This is a genomic window from Krasilnikovia sp. MM14-A1004 (assembly GCF_047159485.1).
In the GTDB taxonomy this organism is placed as follows: domain Bacteria; phylum Actinomycetota; class Actinomycetes; order Mycobacteriales; family Micromonosporaceae; genus Actinoplanes.
Genome location: NZ_AP038773.1, coordinates 657,521 through 674,743, shown reverse-complemented (window position 1 = coordinate 674,743; position 17,223 = coordinate 657,521). Strand labels below are relative to the sequence as shown.

20 protein-coding genes are annotated in these 17,223 nt (G+C 72.1%); 12 read left to right on the top strand and 8 right to left on the bottom strand.

The genetic code is table 11. The features are described 5' to 3' along the window. The first annotated feature begins 63 nt into the window (after positions 1–63). From ACMCNN_RS03205 to ACMCNN_RS03185, 5 genes are read left to right on the top strand one after another with little or no spacing between them, the layout of a single operon-like run. The gene (locus ACMCNN_RS03205; protein WP_412744677.1) at positions 64–819 is read left to right on the top strand and encodes an SDR family oxidoreductase; all 756 of its coding nucleotides are present in this window, start codon (positions 64–66) and stop codon (positions 817–819) included. Then, a complete protein-coding gene (locus tag ACMCNN_RS03200; protein ID WP_412744676.1) occupies positions 816–1,589 on the top strand; it encodes an SDR family oxidoreductase in 774 nt (257 codons plus the stop codon). The genes ACMCNN_RS03205 and ACMCNN_RS03200 overlap by 4 nt, the downstream gene beginning before the upstream one ends. Next, a complete protein-coding gene (locus tag ACMCNN_RS03195; protein WP_412744675.1) occupies positions 1,586–2,590 on the top strand; it encodes a phosphotransferase family protein in 1,005 nt (334 codons plus the stop codon). The genes ACMCNN_RS03200 and ACMCNN_RS03195 overlap by 4 nt, the downstream gene beginning before the upstream one ends. After that, entirely contained in the window at positions 2,590–3,798 is a 1,209-nt protein-coding gene (locus ACMCNN_RS03190; RefSeq protein ID WP_412744674.1) for an acyl-CoA dehydrogenase family protein, read from the top strand. Before ACMCNN_RS03195 ends, ACMCNN_RS03190 begins: the two co-directional genes overlap by 1 nt. A 40-nt stretch (positions 3,799–3,838) precedes the next feature. Beyond that, on the top strand, positions 3,839–4,429 hold the full coding sequence (locus tag ACMCNN_RS03185; protein WP_412744673.1) for a TetR/AcrR family transcriptional regulator: 591 nt from the start codon (positions 3,839–3,841) through the stop codon (positions 4,427–4,429). A 57-nt stretch (positions 4,430–4,486) separates the two neighbouring features. Here ACMCNN_RS03185 and ACMCNN_RS03180 read toward each other — a convergent pair whose 3' ends face one another. The 4 genes from ACMCNN_RS03180 to ACMCNN_RS03165 all read right to left on the bottom strand — a co-directional run bounded on the left by ACMCNN_RS03180 (position 4,487) and on the right by ACMCNN_RS03165 (position 8,386). Next, positions 4,487–5,077 carry a DoxX family membrane protein gene (locus ACMCNN_RS03180; RefSeq protein WP_412744672.1) on the bottom strand — a complete coding sequence of 197 codons (591 nt, stop codon included), beginning with the start codon at positions 5,075–5,077 and terminating at the stop codon, positions 4,487–4,489. 152 nt (positions 5,078–5,229) lie between these two features. Continuing rightward, positions 5,230–6,315, bottom strand: coding sequence for an alcohol dehydrogenase catalytic domain-containing protein (locus ACMCNN_RS03175; protein WP_412744671.1), 1,086 nt, complete (start codon positions 6,313–6,315; stop codon positions 5,230–5,232). After that, the gene (locus ACMCNN_RS03170; protein WP_412744670.1) at positions 6,312–7,748 is read right to left on the bottom strand and encodes an aldehyde dehydrogenase family protein; all 1,437 of its coding nucleotides are present in this window, start codon (positions 7,746–7,748) and stop codon (positions 6,312–6,314) included. Before ACMCNN_RS03170 ends, ACMCNN_RS03175 begins: the two co-directional genes overlap by 4 nt. Further along, positions 7,745–8,386, bottom strand: coding sequence for a TetR/AcrR family transcriptional regulator (locus tag ACMCNN_RS03165; protein ID WP_412744669.1), 642 nt, complete (start codon positions 8,384–8,386; stop codon positions 7,745–7,747). The genes ACMCNN_RS03170 and ACMCNN_RS03165 overlap by 4 nt, the downstream gene beginning before the upstream one ends. Positions 8,387–8,453: 67 nt before the next feature. Between ACMCNN_RS03165 and ACMCNN_RS03160 the strand changes: the two genes are divergently transcribed. Beyond that, positions 8,454–9,626, top strand: a complete 1,173-nt coding sequence (locus ACMCNN_RS03160; protein WP_412744668.1) for an acyl-CoA dehydrogenase family protein — start codon at positions 8,454–8,456, stop codon at positions 9,624–9,626. A 111-nt stretch (positions 9,627–9,737) separates the two neighbouring features. Continuing rightward, a complete protein-coding gene (locus ACMCNN_RS03155) occupies positions 9,738–11,288 on the top strand; it encodes a long-chain-fatty-acid--CoA ligase (RefSeq protein WP_412744667.1) in 1,551 nt (516 codons plus the stop codon). On the opposite strand, the gene ACMCNN_RS03150 is transcribed toward ACMCNN_RS03155, so the two are convergent. Next, positions 11,247–11,690, bottom strand: a complete 444-nt coding sequence (locus tag ACMCNN_RS03150) for a (deoxy)nucleoside triphosphate pyrophosphohydrolase (protein ID WP_412744666.1) — start codon at positions 11,688–11,690, stop codon at positions 11,247–11,249. The genes ACMCNN_RS03155 and ACMCNN_RS03150 overlap by 42 nt on opposite strands. A gap of 184 nt (positions 11,691–11,874) precedes the next feature. Here ACMCNN_RS03150 and ACMCNN_RS03145 point away from each other — a divergent pair, with 184 nt between their 5' ends. Both ACMCNN_RS03145 and ACMCNN_RS03140 read left to right on the top strand, forming a co-directional pair. Then, positions 11,875–12,186, top strand: a complete 312-nt coding sequence (locus ACMCNN_RS03145; RefSeq protein WP_412747034.1) for a pterin dehydratase — start codon at positions 11,875–11,877, stop codon at positions 12,184–12,186. A 39-nt stretch (positions 12,187–12,225) separates the two neighbouring features. Next, a complete protein-coding gene (locus ACMCNN_RS03140; protein WP_412744665.1) occupies positions 12,226–12,591 on the top strand; it encodes a PH domain-containing protein in 366 nt (121 codons plus the stop codon). On the opposite strand, the gene ACMCNN_RS03135 is transcribed toward ACMCNN_RS03140, so the two are convergent. The 3 genes from ACMCNN_RS03135 to ACMCNN_RS03125 all read right to left on the bottom strand — a co-directional run bounded on the left by ACMCNN_RS03135 (position 12,576) and on the right by ACMCNN_RS03125 (position 15,310). Further along, on the bottom strand, positions 12,576–13,322 hold the full coding sequence (locus tag ACMCNN_RS03135; RefSeq protein WP_412744664.1) for a Type 1 glutamine amidotransferase-like domain-containing protein: 747 nt from the start codon (positions 13,320–13,322) through the stop codon (positions 12,576–12,578). The two genes, ACMCNN_RS03140 and ACMCNN_RS03135, sit on opposite strands and share 16 nt — an antisense overlap. Then, complete coding sequence (locus tag ACMCNN_RS03130; RefSeq protein ID WP_412744663.1) at positions 13,319–14,155, bottom strand: nucleotidyltransferase domain-containing protein; 837 nt, start codon at positions 14,153–14,155, stop codon at positions 13,319–13,321. Before ACMCNN_RS03130 ends, ACMCNN_RS03135 begins: the two co-directional genes overlap by 4 nt. A gap of 105 nt (positions 14,156–14,260) precedes the next feature. After that, positions 14,261–15,310, bottom strand: a complete 1,050-nt coding sequence (locus ACMCNN_RS03125) for a G5 domain-containing protein (protein ID WP_412744662.1) — start codon at positions 15,308–15,310, stop codon at positions 14,261–14,263. Positions 15,311–15,625: 315 nt separating this feature from the next. Here ACMCNN_RS03125 and ACMCNN_RS03120 point away from each other — a divergent pair, with 315 nt between their 5' ends. From ACMCNN_RS03120 to ACMCNN_RS03110, 3 genes are all read left to right on the top strand, one after another. Beyond that, positions 15,626–16,009 carry an ArsR/SmtB family transcription factor gene (locus tag ACMCNN_RS03120; protein WP_412744661.1) on the top strand — a complete coding sequence of 128 codons (384 nt, stop codon included), beginning with the start codon at positions 15,626–15,628 and terminating at the stop codon, positions 16,007–16,009. Continuing rightward, positions 15,993–16,487, top strand: a complete 495-nt coding sequence (locus ACMCNN_RS03115; RefSeq protein WP_412744660.1) for an SRPBCC family protein — start codon at positions 15,993–15,995, stop codon at positions 16,485–16,487. Before ACMCNN_RS03120 ends, ACMCNN_RS03115 begins: the two co-directional genes overlap by 17 nt. Before the next feature lie 184 nt (positions 16,488–16,671). After that, entirely contained in the window at positions 16,672–17,217 is a 546-nt protein-coding gene (locus ACMCNN_RS03110; protein ID WP_412744659.1) for a hypothetical protein, read from the top strand. The last annotated feature ends 6 nt before the right edge of the window (positions 17,218–17,223 follow it).

Genomic DNA, 17,223 nt, shown 5'->3' with positions numbered 1-17,223 from the left:
GCGACGGGCTTACTGGCCGGTAATGTTCGCACTCCGAGTGCAGATATGTCCGAAGGAGCTGGCATGACTCAGTTGGCAGGCGCAGTGGCGATCGTGACCGGGGCCAGCCGGGGCATCGGCTTCGCCATCGCCCAGCGTTTCGTCGCCGAGGGCGCACGGGTGTGCATCACCGGCCGCGACGCGACCGCCCTGGAGGCCGCCGCCAAGGACCTCGGCGGCCCCGAGCACGCCATCGCGGTCGCCGGGCGCGGCGACGACCCCGACCACCGCGCGGAGGTCATCGACACCACCGTCGGCACGTTCGGCCGGGTCAGCCAGCTGGTCAACAACATCGGCATCAACCCGGCGTACGGGCCGCTGAGCACGCTGGACCTCGGCGCCGCCCGCAAGATGTTCGACGTCAACGTGCTCGGCACCCTCGGCTGGGTGCAGGAGGCCCTGCGTGGCGGCCTCGCCGACGGCGGCGGCTCGATCGTCAACATCTCCTCGGTTTCCGGCGTCCGCCCCGCCCCCGGCATCGCCTTCTACGGCGTCACCAAGGCCGCCCTCATCCACCTCACCGAGGAACTCGCCGTCGAACTGGCCCCGAGGGTCCGGGTCAACGCGGTCGCCCCGGCGGTCGTGAAGACGAAGTTCGCCACCGCCCTCTACGAGGGCCGGGAGGAGAAGGTCGCGGCGACGTACCCGCTGGGCCGCCTCGGCGTACCCGAGGACATCGCCGGGGCGGTGACGTTCCTCAGCTCCCCCGACGCCGCCTGGATCACCGGGCAGACCCTGGTCATCGACGGCGGCGTGACGCTGACCGGGGCGGGCGAGTGAGCGCCCCGCGGGTCATCGTCACCGGCGCGGGCGGGGGCATCGGCGCGGCCCTGGCCCGCCGCTTCGCGGCCGACGGCGCCCGGGTCATCGTCAACGACCTCGACGCCGCCGCCGCCCGGGCGGTCGCCGACGAGATCGGCGGCCTGGCCGTGCCGGGGAACGCGGCCGACGAGGCGTTCGTCCGGCAGCTCGTCGACACCGCGTGGGCCGAGCTGGGCGGCTGCGACCTGTTCTGCGCCAACGCGGGCGTGCTGCCCGGCGGCGCCGAGGACGCCCCCGACGCCGCCTGGGAGACGGCGTGGCAGGTCAACGTCATGTCCCATGTGTACGCGGCCCGCGCCCTGCTCCCCCGCTGGCTCGACTCGGGCGGCGGGCGGCTGCTCCTCACGGTCAGCGCGGCCGGGCTGCTGACCCTGCTGGGCAGCGCACCGTACTCGGTGACCAAGCACGCGGCGCTCGGCTTCGCGGAGTGGCTGCGCGCCACGTACGCGCACCGCGGCATCGTTGTGCAGGCGCTGTGCCCGCAGGGCGTGCGCACCGCGATGCTCACCGACGGCGGCGACAGCGCCAGCAAGGCGCAACTGGCAGCGACCGCCGTGGACCCCGAGGAGGTGGCCGCCGTGGTCGCCGACGCGATCCAGGGCGACCGCTTCCTGGTGCTGCCCCACCCCGAGGTCGCCGACTACTACCGGCACCGGGCCGACGACCCGGACCGCTGGCTGGCCGGCATGAACAAGATCCAGCGCAGCTTCGAAGGGCCTGCCGCGTGAGCGGGCCGCAGGGGCTCGACCTGGAACGGCTGCGCGCGTACCTCGGGGACGGGCCGCCGCTGCGGGCCACCATGTTCGCCGGGGGCCGGTCCAACCTCACGTACGCGGTCACCGACGGCACCCACCGCTGGGTGCTGCGCCGCCCGCCGCTGGGCCACGTCCTGCCCACCGCACACGACATGGCGCGCGAACACCGGGTGCTGGCCGCACTGTCGCAGGCCGGTTTCCCCGCGCCCACCCCGGTGGCGCTGTGCACCGACCCGGAGCCGATCGGCGCCCCGTTCTATCTGATGGAGCACGTCGACGGCACGATCCACCGCGACGCCGCCGCGCTGGCGGCCCCGGGCCCCGAAACGGTGCACCGGCTCATCCTCAACCTGGTCGACACGCTGGCCGACCTGCACGCGCTGGAACCCGCCGCGATCGGGCTGGCCGACTTCGGCCGCCCGGAAGGTTTCAACGACCGCCAGGTGCGCCGCTGGAAGAAGCAGCTCGACGCGTCCCGCAGCCGCGACGTCGCCGGCATCGACGAGCTGCACGCCCGGCTGGCGGTCGACGTGCCGCAGGGTCCGCCCGGCGGCGCGGTGGTGCACGGCGATTACCGCCTCGACAACGTGCTGATCGGCCCTGATCTGCGGGTCAATGCGGTGCTGGACTGGGAGATGTCCACCCTGGGCGACCCGCTGAGCGACGTGGCACTGCTGCTGGTCTACGCGGGCCGTCCACTGCTCACTGGCCCCGATGGGCCGGTCGCCCCGATCTCCGTACCCGGACATCCCGGCCTGTCCGAACTGGCCGGGCACTACGCCACGCGGTCCGGGCGCGACGTCAGCGACCTGCACTGGTACGTGGCATTCGCCGCGTTCAAGCTGGCCGTGATCCTGGAGGGCGTGCACTACCGGTACGTGCAGGGGCAGACCGTCGGCGAGGGCTTCGACACGGTCGGGGAGATGGTCGCGCCGCTGGTGCGGCAGGGACACGAGGCGCTGGAGGGAGACTGATGGACTTCGCGTACGACGAGACCACCGAGGACTACCGCAAGCGGCTGCTGGCCTTCATGGACGAGCACGTCTACCCGGCCGAGGAGCGGTTCGAGTCGAGCTATCGGGGCGACTGGTCGCCGCCGGGCGTACTGGAACCCATGAAGGCCGAGGCCAAGCGGCTCGGCCTGTGGAACCTGTTCCTGCCGGGCAGCCACGGCGCCGGGCTGACGAACCTGCAGTACGCGCCGCTGGCCGAGATCACCGGCCGCAGCCCCGCCCTGGCACCGGCCGCGCTGAACTGCGCCGCGCCGGACACCGGCAACATGGAGGTGCTGGCCGAGTTCGGCAGCCCCGAGCAGCAGGAACGCTGGCTCAAGCCGTTGCTGGACGGCTCGATCCGGTCCGCGTTCGCGATGACAGAGCCGCAGGTCGCCTCGTCGGACGCCACCAACATCGGCACCCGCATCGCCCGCGAAGGCGACGAGTACGTCATCACCGGCCGCAAGTTCTACATCTCCGGCGCGATGAACCCGAACTGCGCGATCTTCATCGTGATGGGCAAGACCGACCCGGACGCGGCCCGGCACCTGCAGCAGAGCATGGTGCTGGTGCCCCGCGACACCCCCGGGCTGACGGTGCGCCGCGGCATGACCGTGTTCGGCTACGACGACGGCGACCACGGCGGCCACGCCGAAGTGGACTTCGACGAGGTCCGCGTACCGGTGGCCAACCTGATCGGCGAGGAGGGCTCGGGCTTCGCCATCTCGCAGGCCCGGCTGGGCCCGGGCCGGATCCACCACTGCATGCGGCTGATCGGCATGGCCGAGCGCGCGCTGGAACTGATGTGCCGGCGGGCGCTGGACCGGACGGCGTTCGGCAAGCCGCTGGCCGACCAGGGCGTGGTGCGGGAGTGGATCGCCGAATCGCGGGTACGCATCGAGCAGGCCCGACTGCTGGTGCTGAAGGCCGCCTGGCTGATGGACACGGTCGGCAACAAGGGCGCGCACACGGAGATCCAGGCCATCAAGATCATTGCGCCGGGCACCGCCGAATGGATCATCGACAAGGCCATCCAGACGTACGGTGCGGCCGGTGTCGGCCAGGACACCCCGCTGGCCCGGCTGTGGAGCCAGGCCCGCACGCTGCGGCTGGCCGACGGCCCGGACGAGGTGCACAAGCGCTCCCTTTCCCGCCGGGAGCTGAACCGTTACCGCAGCGGCCGATGACCCCCGCGGACGCCGCACCATGCATGACTCGGAGGGCGCGATGACCACACCGCCGCGCATCGACGGGCGCACGGCCCGCGCCGAGCGCACCCGCAACGCGATCGTCGACGCGCATTGCGAGCTGATCCTCGCCGGCGAACTGCGCCCCACCGCGGACCGCATCGCCAAGCTGGCCGGGGTGTCACTGCGCGCATTGTGGAGCCACTTCACCGACATGGAGGCGCTTTTCGCGGCCAGCGGGCTGCGGATCCTGGAGCAGCGCGACGCCGCCTTCGAGCCGGTCCCGCCCGACCTGCCCCTGCCCCGGCGGATCGAGGCGTTCTGCCACCAGCGGGCCCGGCTGCTGGAGCAGGTCGCCCCCGCCGCCAAGGCGGCGTCGCTCAAGGAGCCCTTCTCGCCCGCCCTGCAGCGCAACCGCCGCGCGCACGTGGACCGGCTCCGCGACGAGCTGCGTACGCTGTTCGCGCCGGAACTGGAGGCCGCGGGCGACGCCGGTACCGACCTGCTGACCGCGCTGGTCGGCGTCAGCATGTGGCCCACCTGGGGCACCTGGCGCGACGCCATGGGGCTGGACACCGAACAGTCCCGCGCGGCGCTGACCCGTACGGTCGCCGCCCTGCTCACCCCCTGACACGCCGAGAGGCCGGCGACCCGAGGGTCGCCGGCCGCACGGTGCGACGGTGTCAGATCAGAGCAGCCAGTGGTGCTTGCGGACGTAGGAGATGTGTCCCCAGATCTTCCCGAGTCCCCAGGTGTGCCCGGCGTAGGTCGCCGCCGCCACGATCATCGCGAGCGCGTAGATCACGTGGTAGTCGACGATCGGGTTGGTCGAGCCACTCGGGTCACCACCGGCGGTGTGCTGGGCCAGCGGCCACTCGGCCAGCCACATCATCGCCATCATGATGGTGCCGCCCACCGCGGCGATCCGCAGGCCGACGCCCAGGATCAGGGCCAGTCCGAGTCCCAGCAGGCCCCCCATGAACAGGACGTCGCACCACCAGGTCCCGGCCATCGAGTGGAACATCGACTGGAACGGGCCCACCTCGACGTTGGAGAGGAAGCCCTTGGTCGGCGAGCCACCGTTGATGACGGCGCGCTCGGAGGGGGTCGAGTAGTTCAGGCCGAACATCTTGTCGAGGAACGCCCAGAGGAAGACCCAGCCGGTGGCGATCCGCATGACGGCGATGGCCTTGGCGGCGAACTTCGTCATCATCGAGCCGGGGATCTCGGCTTGCTCCAGAGGACGTTCGATAGTGCGCTTGGTTGCGTGGACGGTCATCGCTGCCTCCGACTCCTCGACCGTTTGTCAGATCAACACTGCGCCCACCGCCGAGCGCTGCACCTGGGCCGAATTCACCGACTAATCGGGACCTTGGTCCCGCCGTCACAGCAGACCACCGCTTCCCCGTGAATCCCTCATGAACACCGGGGTCACAGCACCACAACCGAGCGGGCCCCCTCCCCGCGCGCCATCCGTTCGAACGCCGCGGGCACGTCCGCCAGGCCGATCCGGTCGGTGACGAGGTGTTCCACGGCGAGCGTGCCGTCCAGCACCTCGCGGGCCAGCTCCGGCAGCGCCACCTCGGGGTCGGCCGCGCCGTACACGCAGGCGCGCAGGGTTCGCGCCGAGGTGAAGATGTCCAGCGCGCTGAGCTGCAGCATGTCGTCGGCGCGGCCCATGCCGACGACCGTGACGTGGCCGCCCCGGCGGGTGGCCCGCCACGCCGCCCGGATCGTCGCCGCCTTTCCCACGCATTCGAACGCGTGGTCGACGCCGCGCCCCTGCGTCCGTACCCGGATGTCCTTGGAGAGGGTGTCCGCCGCGACCAGGAACTCGGTCGCGCCCGCGGCCTCGGCCAGGGCCTTCTTGCTCTCCGCCACGTCGACCGCGATGACCTGGGCCGCCCCGGCCGCGCGGGCCGCCGCCACGACGGTCAGTCCCACCCCGCCCAGGCCGAGCACGAGCACCGCGTCCCCGGCGGCGACCCGTGCGGTGTTGCGCACGGCGCCCGCGCCGGTCAGCACCGCACAGCCCAGCAGGGCCGCGCTCTCCCAACCCAGTTCCGCGGGTACGGCGATGACCGCGTTCTCCGGCACGACGACCTGCTCGGCGAAGGCGCCCAGCCCCAGCGTCACGTGCACCGGCGCGCCGTCCAGGGTCATGCCGTTCTCCAGCGCGGCCACGTTCGCGGTGGCGCACAGCCACGGCTCGCCGTGCGTGCAGAACCAGCACGTACGGCAGACCGGCGACCAGTTCAGGGCGACGTGGTCGCCGACCGCGACCCGGGTGACGTGGGCGCCCACCTCGGCAACCTCGCCCGCCGCCTCGTGGCCCAGCACGAGCGGGTGCGGCGGGGCGAGGGTCCCGTCGAGCATGGCCAGATCGGAGTGGCACACCCCGGCCGCCCGGACGCGGACCCGGACCTGGCCCGGCCCGACCTCGGGCAGGCGCAGCTGCGCCACGACCGGCGGCACGCCGCGCTCGCGGACGACCAGGCCCTGGATGTACGCGGTCACCGCTGGATCGCCTTGATCTGCTGGAACTCCGCCACCCCGTGCGCGCCGAGTTCCCGGCCGATGCCCGACTGCTTGTACCCGCCGAACGGGGCGGCCGGGTTGAACGCGGCGCCGTTGATGTCGACCGCGCCGGTACGCATCCGGCGGGCCACGGCGAGGGCCCGTTCCGGTTCCGCCGACCAGACGCCGCCGGCCAGGCCGTAGCGGGAGTTGTTCGCGATGCTCACCGCTTCATCGTCGTCGGCGAACGGAATGATCGACAACACGGGGCCGAAGATCTCCTCCTGGGCCAGGGCGCTGTCCGGGTCGACGTCGGCGAAGACCGTGGCGGCGGCGAAATGGCCCCGCTCGGGGACGGGTGCGTGCAGGCCGCCCGCGACGAGCCGCGCCCCGTCGGCCAGCCCGCGTGCGACGTGCCCGCGGACCCGTTCCAGCTGAGCGGCGGAGACGAGCGGGCCGAGCCGGGTGGTCTCGTCGAACGGGTCTCCCGTGTGGTACTTCGCGGCGGCCGCGGCGGCGATGGACACCGCCTCGTCGTACCGGCTGTGGTGGACCAGCATGCGCGTCCACGCCGTACACGTCTGTCCGGAGTTGAGGAAGGCGCTGCCGACGCCGACCTTGACCGCCCGGGTCAGGTCGGCGTCGTCGAGGATGACGTTGGCGCTCTTGCCGCCGAGTTCGAGGGAGACCCGGGCGATGCGGTCGGCGGCCGCGTGGGCGATGGCCCGGCCGGTGGCGGTGGAGCCGGTGAAGGACACCATGTCGACGTCCGGGTGGGCGGCCAGCGCCGCGCCGACCTCCGGCCCGGTGCCGGGGACCAGGTTGAGCACCCCGGCGGGCAGCCCGGCCTCCTGCGCCGCGTCCGCCAGCAGGTATGCCACCAGCGGGGTCAGCTCGCTGGGCTTGAGCACCACGGTGCAGCCCGCGGCCAGCGCCGCGCCGACCTTGGCGACGATCTGGTGCAGCGGGTAGTTCCACGGGGTGATGGCGGCGACCACGCCGACCGGCTCGGACTCGACCAGCGAGTGGCCGACCGTCTCGGCGGGCGCGGGGCGGGCGGCCAGTTCCGCGTACCCCTGCAGGACGGTCAGCGGCAGCCGGGTGTGCGTAGTGGCCGCGATCTTCAGGGGCGCGCCCAGCTCCAGCCCGACCGTACGGGAGATCTCGGTGGATCGTGCGGACAGTGCCGTGTGCAGGCGGGTGAGTGCCGCGCCACGCTCGGCCGGGCTCGTGCCGGCCCAGCGGTCGAAGGCCGCGCGGGCGGCCGCGACCGCGGCGTCCACGTCCGCGGCCGAGCCGGCGGGTACGTGGCCCAGGAGGTCGCCGGTAGCCGGGTTCTCGACGGGGATCCGGGCGTCGGAGGCGGGCGGAACCCAGGCCCCGCCGAGGTAGATCCGGTCGCGGCTGAGCAGGACGTCGGGGCTGAGCGTCACGTTCGCGCGCCTTTCGTGAGGGTGCGGTGGAGGTGGTCGAGGCCCGCGAGGACCGTGTCGAGCCCGAGCGCGAACGCGCCCTCGTCGACGCTGTGCTGGTGCTCGGCCAGCAGGTGGGCGTGGCGCAGGTGCGGATAGCGTTCGGCGTAGACGGCGGGGTCCTCGTCGAAGCCGCGCGCGAACGACCCGAGCGCCGACCCGTGCACCAGGTAGCGCATGAGCGCACCGATGTGGGTGGCGCGGGCGGGTGGCCAGCCCGCGTCGATCAGCGCGCCGTAGACGGTGTCCGCCATGGCCAGCGCCGCCGGGCGGCGGCCGGGCCCGTGCGCGAGGACGGGCACGATGTTCGGGTGGGCGCAGAGCACGGCATGGTACGAGCACGCCCACAGCCGCAGCGCCTCGCGCCAATCGTGGGTGGCGAACGACGCGACGTCCACGCGGGCGACCACCGCGTCGGCCACCGCGTCCAGGATCTCGTTCTTTGTCGGGAAGTGGTGGTAGAGCGACGGCCCCGCCACGCCCAGCTCGGTGGCGAGCCGCCGGGTGGAGACCGCCTCCAGCCCGTCGGCGTCGACGAGCGCGGCGGCGGCATCGACGATCCGCTGCCGGGTGAGCAGCGTCTGCCGGGGCCGGGCCATGGGTGCTCCTGAATTCGCGGGGTTCTCGGTCTGGACGTGCGAAAACTTGCACCGCTAGTTTAAGCGCATGGACTTCTCGCTCAGCGACGAGGAACGCGCGATCCGCGACACGGCCCGCCAGTTCATCACCCGCGAGGTCATGCCCCTGGAGCAGGAGGCGCTGCGGCGCGAACGGGCCCACCGGCCCGGCCTGGAGCCCGGCGAGCTGCGCGAACTGCAGCTCAAGGCGAAGAAGTTCGGCTTCTGGGGCCTGAGCACCCCGGCCGAGTACGGCGGGATGGACCTGTCCGCCGTACTGCAGTCGCTGATCGTGACCGAGGTGGGCCGGACGTTCGTGCAATTCCGCTTCGGCGGCGAAGCGGACAACATCCTGTACCACGCCAACGACGAGCAGAAGCGCGAGTACCTGCTGCCCACGATCGAGGGCGACCGGATCTCCTGCTTCGCGATCACCGAGCCGGGCGCCGGGTCGGACGCCGCGAACATCAAGTTCAGCGCACGCCGCGACGGCGACGACTGGATCCTCAACGGCGAGAAGACCTTCATCACCAACGGCAACGACGCCGACTTCGTGATCGTCGTGGCGGTCACCGACCCGGAGAAGGGCGCCCGCGGGGGCGGAGCGACCGCGTTCCTGGTGGACCGGGCGATGGGCTGGCGTTCGGAGTTCATCCAGACCATGGGCGAGGGCGGACCCGCCTCCCTCATCTTCGAGGACGTCCGGGTGCCGCACCGCAACATCCTGGGCGAGGTGGGCCAGGGCTTCGAGCTGGGCATGACCTGGATCGGCAAGGGCCGCTACCTGATCCCGTCGAACGCGCTCGGCATCGCCGAGCGGGCGCTGACCATGGCGATCGAGTACGCGAACACCCGCGAGACGTTCGGCCGCCGCATCGGCGAGAACCAGGCGATCCAGTGGATGCTGGCCGACTCCGAGGTGGAGCTGGAGGCCGCCCGCTGGCTCGTGCTGCGCGCCGCGTGGACGGTGGATCAGGGCGAGGACCCGCGCCACTCCTCGTCGATGGCCAAGCTGTACGGCGCGGGCATGGTGAACCGGGTCGTCGACCGGGTCCTGCAGATCCACGGCGGCATGGGCTACACCCGGGAGCTGCCCATCGAACGCTGGTACCGGCAGGTCCGGCTGATGCGCATCTACGAGGGCACGGACGAGATGCAGCGCCTCATCATCGCCCGCGATCTGCTCCGGGGATATGCCAGGATCGGCGGCCACTTGGCCTGACCGACTGCACAGAGCGCAGCGAGGGCCGGGAGGACAGGCCCCGACAGGCTGTGGCCTAATTGGGGGGTTCGCGCGGGGGGATCACATTCGTCTGAGCTGAGGAGGACCCGCGTGACGACGCTTTCCCTGGCTACCGTGCTGGCCGAGGCGGCCCGGCGCTACCCCGACAAGGTCGCGGTCGTGGACGACAGCGCCCGGGTGACGTACGGCGAGCTGTGGCAGCAGGCCCGCGCGTACGCCGCCGGGCTGCGTGAGCTGGGGGTCCGCCCCGGTGACACGGTCGCCGTCCAGGTCCCCAACGTGCTGGACTTCCCGCGGGTCTACTACGGCGCCCTGGCCGCCGGCGCCACGCTCGTGCCGGTGCATCTGCTGCTCACCCCGGACGAGATCGCGTACGTGCTGCGCGACAGCGGCACCGACCTGCTCGTGGCGCACTCCAGCCAGCTGGCGAACGCCGCCGCGGCCGCGCAGGCAGCGGGCACCCGGCTGGTCACCGTCGGCCCGTTGCCGTCCGGGTTGACCGACGCCCCGCCGAGGCTGGAGGACGCCGCCGCCGCGGTGCCACCGCTGCACACGTACGTGACCCGCGAGGCCGAGGACGTCGCGGTCATCTTCTACACCAGCGGCACCACGGGACAGCCCAAGGGCGCCCAGCTCACCCACCTGAACCTGGTGCTGAACGCGACCGTGAGCGTCTTCGACACCAGCGACACCCACCCGGACGACGTGGTGCTGGGCTGCCTGCCGCTGTTCCACAGCTTCGGCCAGGTGTGCATGAACGGCACCTTCCGGCTGGGCGCCACGATGGTGATGCTGCCCCGCTTCACCGGCGAGGCGGCCATCGCCCTGATGGTGCGCGAGAACGTGACCAGCTTCTACGGGGTGCCGACGATGTTCGTCGCGCTGCTGGAGGCCGCCGCGAAGGCGGACACGCTGCCGCGGCTGCGGCTGGCCGGGTCGGGCGGGGCTTCGCTACCGGTCGCGGTGCTGGAACGGTTCGCGGAGACGTTCGACGCACCCATCTACGAGGGGTACGGCCTGTCCGAGACCTCACCGACCGCCACCACCAACCAGGCCGCGTTCGGCACCCGCGCGGGTTCGGTCGGGCACCCGATCTGGGGCGTGGAGGCGGAGATCGCCCGGCCGGAGATCGAGGAGCGCATCGAGTTCCTCCCGGTGGGCGAGCTGGGCGAGATCGTGATCCGCGGGCACAACGTCTTCGCGGGATATCTGAACCGGCCGCAGGAGTCCGCGGCGGCCGTGGTGGACGGCTGGTTCCGCACCGGCGACCTGGGCACGAAGGACGCCGACGGCTTCCTCACCATCGTGGACCGCAAGAAGGACATGATCATCCGGGGCGGCTTCAACGTGTACCCGCGCGAGGTCGAGGAGGTGCTGGCCCGGCATCCCGCGATCGTGCAGGTCGCCGTCATCGGCGTACCCGACGCGGCGCTCGGCGAGGAGATCTGCGCCGTGGTGATCGCCGATCCGGGCGGCGTGACGGAGGCGGACCTCACCGAATGGGCACGGGAACGCCTCGGCAAGCACAAATACCCGCGTCAGGTCCGGTTCGTCGACTCGCTGCCGCTGGGCCCGAGCCACAAGGTGCTCAAGCGGGAGCTACGCCGAACCTTCGCCGATCCGGCCCAGCAGAGCGGGTAGCTCCGCCACGATCGGCTCGTCGGCCGGCAGCCACGGGACGCTGTCCAGCTCGCCGGCCGCGAGCCAGCGCATCGCCGAGTGCTCCAGCGCGCGCGGCACCCCGCCGTCCAGCACCTCGACGGCGAAGACCCGCAGCACGGCACGGCCGCGGGCCAGCGGCACGTCCGGGCCGACCCGGGCACCGACCCGCACGTGTACGCCGAGCTCCTCGCGGCACTCGCGGGCCAGCGCCTGCGCGTCCGTCTCCCCCGGCTCGACCTTGCCTCCGGGGAACTCCCAGCGCCCCGCCGCCTCGGGCGGCGCCGAGCGTTCACACGCCAGCACCCGGCCATCGATGACAATGACGGCGGCCACGATCACCCTGGGTGAAGAACCGCTGCTGACGTGGTGTTCCTGGGGCATGAGCAAACAGCGTGCCACAAATCTTGACCGTTCAGGTTGCCCGAGTCCGCCCCGAACGTCGGGAGAACACGGATATGTGGGCGTGGACACGCTTGACGCGGGAGGCAAGACTGTGGGCACCGACCATGACGACATGGCGACGATTTGGCCACAAGCCGGCAACGACGCCAAGGGGGTGTGGCTGATGCGGGCCAGGAAGACACGGGGAACGCGCGCGGATTACCTGAGCGACGCCCTGGCCCTGCTCGGTGGCTGGACGCAGGACGGTTTGCAGCTCAAGCGCGTCCTGGCCTGCGACGAAAGCCAGCACGCCGCCCTGACCGAACGGATCAAGGTCGCCGCCGACACCTTACGCATCCGCCCGCACATCCGCCGCCTCGACGGTCACACGCAGATCTGCCTCGCCGCCCAGGACGGCACCGACATCACCGCTGGTGAGGTAACGCTCGCTGCCCGTATCGAGGACGCCTACCGTACGGTCGTCGGCCGCCAGTAGTTGCGACGGCGCTGGCCCCGCCCCACTACGCTCGGGCCCATGGGCGACGTCGTCTTCGACAACAAGGGCCAGTTGGAGCAGATCCAGAGCGGGTTGCTGGAGGGCGAGCAGATCATCGCCGTCTACGACGCGGTCGGCGCGGGCACCGGATTCCTCGGCCTGACCACCAAGCGCGTGATCATCCAGGACAAGTCATTCGTGGGTAAGCGCGTGGCCATCACGAGCATCCCGTACTCGAAGGTCAGCAGCGTCAGCGTGGTCAGCAACAAGAGCTGGGCCGGGCAGTTCTTCTCCACCGGCACCATCGCGATCACGGTCGGCACGCACGTCTACGAGGTCGAGTTCCGCGGCACGGACAAGACCCACCACGTGCACAACGTGATCCTGCACTACGCCGCAGGGTAGGACAGCACCCTCGTCGGCAGCCCTGTCTCGGTCACCGTGCCGTCGGCGGCGCGCTTCAGCTCGTACCCGCGGGGGCCCTCCCGGTCGGCCACCACCTCGGCCAGCCGGGTGCCCCGGTAGACGAGCCCCGCGCCGTCGTCGGTCGCGTACCCGTCGGGCAGGGTGCCGTCCCCGATCAGCTTGTGCATCATCGGCCGCCGCTGCTCCTCGGCGTCGTAGTGCACCCCATTGCTGTACGGCAGCCAGCCCAGCCCCTCGGTGAACGGCCGCAGCTGCAGCCCGAAGCTGTCCGTGCTGCCGCCGATGTGCCAGCAGATCGAGCCCGCCGACACCCCGCCCAGCACCACACCGGACTGCCACGCCTCCCGCAGGATCTCCGGAAGCCCGTGCACCCGCCACACCGCGACCAGGTTCGCCACGCTGCCCCCGCCCACCCAGATGATGTCCTGACCGAGCAGGTGTGCACGGATGTCGTCGACGTTCGGCATGGGGAACAGCGCCAGGTGCGACAGCCGGAACCGGCTCTTGGCGAACGCCGCGTACGCCGCACCGATCCGCGCCTCCTGATCCCCCGTGGCCTGGCCGAGCAGGCAGATCCGGGGCGCCGGGCCCGCATGCGCCAGCTCGGCGGCGTACTCGAAGATCGGGCCCACCCGCATGTCCAGCGCGCCGAAGCGGCCCGGAAGCATGCCGGCGCTGGTGGCGAGGATCGTGGGTTCGTCGGCGCTCATCGCGCCATCATGGCGCACGCGTCCGCGGTGGCCAGCACGAGGTCCTGGCCAGCGTCGACCGCGGCGGCCAGGTGGACCGGGTCGCCGTCGACCGCCGCGAACACGGCGTCCACCTCGGCGCGGAACCCCGGCGGTGCGCCCGGCAGATCCGCCGCCGAGGCCACCGCGCCCTTCTCGTTGATCAGCCACCGGCGCGCCGCGCCGTGCAGGGCGTGCGCGCACACCCCCACGAGCCGGAACAGGCAGCCCGCGACATACGCGGCGTCGCCGCGCGACACCGCCTTGCGGGCCACCCCGACCAGGAAATCGGCCTCCCAGAGCCCGGCGACGAGCGCGTCGCCCAGCGCGGGCGGATAGACCAGGGCCCGGGCCCGCAGCGCGGCCAGCTCACCGGCGCGGTCGGCCAGGACGACACTCAGGGCCAGTTCACCCGGGTACGCGAAGTCCGGCACGCCCAGCGGGTGCCCGGCCTGCGCGTGGAACGCGTACCGGCCCTGCTCGGCGTCGCGCCACGCCTGCTCGACCCGGCCCAGATCGCGGTAGATCCAGTCCACGGCGGCACCGTCCACGGTGAGCCAGGCGCCGCCGTCCACCCAGGGTCCCCACTCGCCCGGCGCGGTGACCCGCGCCCCGGGCCCGGCCACGTCCCGGGCCAGCGCGGCCAGCCCGTCGACATCGAGCGGGGGGCGGTAGTACAGCCCCAGATCGGTGTCCGAGTCGGCGGTGTGCGTGCCGCGCGCGCGACTGCCGCCCAGCACCACACCGACCACACCGTCGACCCGTACGAGTTGTCCGGCCAGTTCGGCCAGCCGTGCATCGCTCAGCGCCGCCACCCGGGCATCCTCCCGCGCTCCCCCGTTCCGGGATCCGGCGGGTCCCCCGCGATGGGCGTGGTGCGCGGGCCGCGCCGGTCGGCACCGCAGCAGCTGCGAGACTCCTCAGTCGCAAGTGCCCGGTGCCGCCTGACGTCCCGTCGGGCCGATCGGGACCGGGACGATGATGACGGGCAGCGGGGTCGGATCCGGCCCGGGACTCGCGGACGGAGTGACCGGCAGCCCGTTGGTGGGCGTCGGAAGCGGGACACCGCTGGGGACCGGATTGCCGACCGGGGCCGGTGGGACGCCGGGGGTCGGCACGCCGCCCGGCGCCGCAGGGGTGCCGGGGTCCTGGGACGGACTCTGGGCCGGGCCGGGCTGGGTGGGCACCGGGACTCCCGGCTGGTGCCCGTTCGGGTCGGCTGCCGGGCCGCCGGGCTGGTTCCCCCCGTTCGCGCAGGACGGGGGCGGCTCCGGGTGCTGCGGTCGGCAGGACTTGCCGTGGCACTGGTGGTGCCCGCCACCCCCGCCGTGGCGCTTACCCGCGCCGACGGCGACAACCCGGTCCTGCGGCATCCGTGTCACGGCCGTCCCGAGCAGCACCCGGAGGGTTTCCCGCCCGGCGACGTAGGTGACCCGGTACCGGATGCTGCGCAGCCCCGGGACACCGGGCCGGCGTTCGCGCACCCGGCCGCGCGGCAACGACCGGTCCCGGACGATCCGGGTCCGGAACGGGATGACCCGGCTCTCGGTGACCGTACGGACGCTGACCAGTTGCGGGAACATCGGCGCCGGCACCGGTCGAGCGGGGTTACGGACGCCCGCGGCGGCGGGCACGGTGCCCGGCGGAGCCTGGGTCACCGGCCGGTCGGTCCCGCCCGGCAGCCGGGACACGCTGGCCGCGCCGGGTGCGACGTCGTCGCCGATCACCACCGGCGCTCCGTCCGCGCCGATCCGCACTCCTTCGCGGACGTCCCCACCGGACGCGCCGCCCTGCGGCGCGCCGCTGCCCGGCGCCGCCGGGGATCCGGAGGGCGCGGGCTGGTCGGCAGCCGCTCCGGAGGCGTTCGCGGGCTCCGCGCGTACGGTGCCGGCCTCGTCGTGGGCCAGGGCGGCGATGCCGTAGACGGTGCCACCGACGGTCGTGACCAGCGCACAGGTCCCGGCGAACATGCGGACGCCGAAGGGAAGGCGAGCCCACCACGACTTTGGTGGCATTTCGAAGTAATGCTGCCAGTAATCACTAGATGTCTGGTTAAGCACCAAAACATTGTGCTTGGTGAAAAAGTGAACGACACCATGATTGCGACACTCGAAAGGCTGACTTGGGAGGATACGGACGCACTTCCGACATCGCCGACCGGCGCTGCGGATACGACCATCCCTCCGCGCGTCACATTTATCCGTTTTTGTCCGATACGGGGATAATGCCGAGCTTGCCGGAATCCAGGCGTTGACACATTCCCTTATGGGTATATGATTTCGGGCATGGCACGCGCAGCAACCACGACAGACGCGTTCAACGCGGTCGCGGAGCCGCGCCGCCGGGAGATCCTGGACCTGCTCGCCCGGGGCGAGCGTCCGGTCAACGACCTCGTGGCGCAGCTCGGCATCGCCCAGCCGCAGGTGTCCAAGCACCTGCGCGTGCTGCGCGAGGTGGATCTCGTACGCGTCCGCGACGAGGGCAGACAGCGGATGTACCGGTTGAACGCCGCCCCCCTCAAGCCCCTCCACGATTGGCTGCGCCGGTACGAGCAGGCGTGGTCCGATCGGTTCGACCTCCTGGACGCCGTCCTCGAGGACCTCAAAGGCGACGACTCCCCCACCCACGACGACACGGAAGGCGAACACGCAGATGGCAGCGACGACTAGCGGGACCGCCAAGGTGACGCTCCCGGCCGACAACCAGATCCTCATCACCCGCGAGTTCCAGGCGCCCCGGCAGCTGGTCTGGCGGGCGTACACCACGCCCGAGCTGGTCAAGCGCTGGTGGGCCGGGCAGCGCGGCACCGTGACGAGCGCCGAGATCGACCTGCGGGTCGGCGGGCGGTGGCGCTTCGTGATGACCGCGCACGGGGGCTTCGAGGTGGCCTTCCACGGCGAGTACCGGGAGATCACCGAGCCCGCGCGCCTGGTCAGCACCGAGGCGTACGAGGGCATCCCCGACCCGGACGGCCACGCGAGCCTCACCACCCTGACGTTCACCGAGACCGACGGCCGTACGTGGATGGAGATGCTCAGCGAGTACCGCAGCCGCACCGACCGCGACGCGGTCATCGAGTCGGGCATGGAAGGCGGCATGCAGGAATCGATGGACGCCCTGGAGCAGGTCGCGGTGTCACTGAGCTGAGACCGGTGCCATCGTCCGGATCACTGGGTTGCCCGGCCCCTGAGATCTGACCGGTCAGGGGAACGATGCCACCCGGCTCCTCACCTAGCGTGACCGGTGCCGGAGTCCCCGCGTACCGGGGGTTCGACTCCGGGATGTCGTGTTCGTGGGCCGGCCCGTCCGCCCGGGACGGGGAGGACCATCGATGACGGCCGCCGGATCGACCCGACTGCGCACCCGCGCCGCCGCGCTGGTCGGCGTACTGTGCGTCGCCGCCGCCGTTACGGGGTGTTCGGGCGCGGAGCCGTCCGAGGGCGATGGCTGCGCCAACGACCGCGACCTGCATCGCGCTCAGACGCTGGCCGCCCTGTCGTTCATCACCTCCCATCCCGACCCGGCCGTGGTGGTGGAGCAGGGCTCGGGCTGCCACGCCGCCAGCGGGCAGATCGGCGCCGGTCGCGAGTACTACTGGGAGAACATGGACGAGCACCTGGTGATGGCCTTCCACCAGGCGATCGCGGAGAAGGACGGCTGGAAGCCCGCGCCGGACCTCGACCAGGTCGGCACCCCGAGCGCTACCGCGCCGACCTGGTCCCCGTCGGACGGCTTCCTCTGTTACACCAAACTCCTCGACGGCAGCGCCGCCTACCTCCGGCTGTACTTCCAGGACTCGTCGACGCACGGCCCCGAAGGCACCGTCTACGACGTGGACGCATGGTTCCCCGGCCCCGCCGAAGGCCCCGGATGCTGACAGCGG

Excerpts from the sequence above, each read along its gene's own strand:
- ACMCNN_RS03205 (WP_412744677.1), top strand. The coding sequence starts at position 64 with ATGACTCAGTTGGCAGGCGCAGTGGCGATCGTGACCGGGGCCAGCCGG.
- ACMCNN_RS03190 (WP_412744674.1), top strand. The coding sequence starts at position 2,590 with ATGGACTTCGCGTACGACGAGACCACCGAGGACTACCGCAAGCGGCTG.
- ACMCNN_RS03185 (WP_412744673.1), top strand. The coding sequence starts at position 3,839 with ATGACCACACCGCCGCGCATCGACGGGCGCACGGCCCGCGCCGAGCGC.
- ACMCNN_RS03180 (WP_412744672.1), bottom strand. The coding sequence starts at position 5,077 with ATGACCGTCCACGCAACCAAGCGCACTATCGAACGTCCTCTGGAGCAA.
- ACMCNN_RS03165 (WP_412744669.1), bottom strand. The coding sequence starts at position 8,386 with ATGGCCCGGCCCCGGCAGACGCTGCTCACCCGGCAGCGGATCGTCGAT.
- ACMCNN_RS03160 (WP_412744668.1), top strand. The coding sequence starts at position 8,454 with ATGGACTTCTCGCTCAGCGACGAGGAACGCGCGATCCGCGACACGGCC.
- ACMCNN_RS03150 (WP_412744666.1), bottom strand. The coding sequence starts at position 11,690 with ATGCCCCAGGAACACCACGTCAGCAGCGGTTCTTCACCCAGGGTGATC.
- ACMCNN_RS03145 (WP_412747034.1), top strand. The coding sequence starts at position 11,875 with ATGCGGGCCAGGAAGACACGGGGAACGCGCGCGGATTACCTGAGCGAC.
- ACMCNN_RS03140 (WP_412744665.1), top strand. The coding sequence starts at position 12,226 with ATGGGCGACGTCGTCTTCGACAACAAGGGCCAGTTGGAGCAGATCCAG.
- ACMCNN_RS03135 (WP_412744664.1), bottom strand. The coding sequence starts at position 13,322 with ATGAGCGCCGACGAACCCACGATCCTCGCCACCAGCGCCGGCATGCTT.
- ACMCNN_RS03125 (WP_412744662.1), bottom strand. The coding sequence starts at position 15,310 with ATGTTCGCCGGGACCTGTGCGCTGGTCACGACCGTCGGTGGCACCGTC.
- ACMCNN_RS03120 (WP_412744661.1), top strand. The coding sequence starts at position 15,626 with ATGGCACGCGCAGCAACCACGACAGACGCGTTCAACGCGGTCGCGGAG.
- ACMCNN_RS03115 (WP_412744660.1), top strand. The coding sequence starts at position 15,993 with ATGGCAGCGACGACTAGCGGGACCGCCAAGGTGACGCTCCCGGCCGAC.
- ACMCNN_RS03110 (WP_412744659.1), top strand. The coding sequence starts at position 16,672 with ATGACGGCCGCCGGATCGACCCGACTGCGCACCCGCGCCGCCGCGCTG.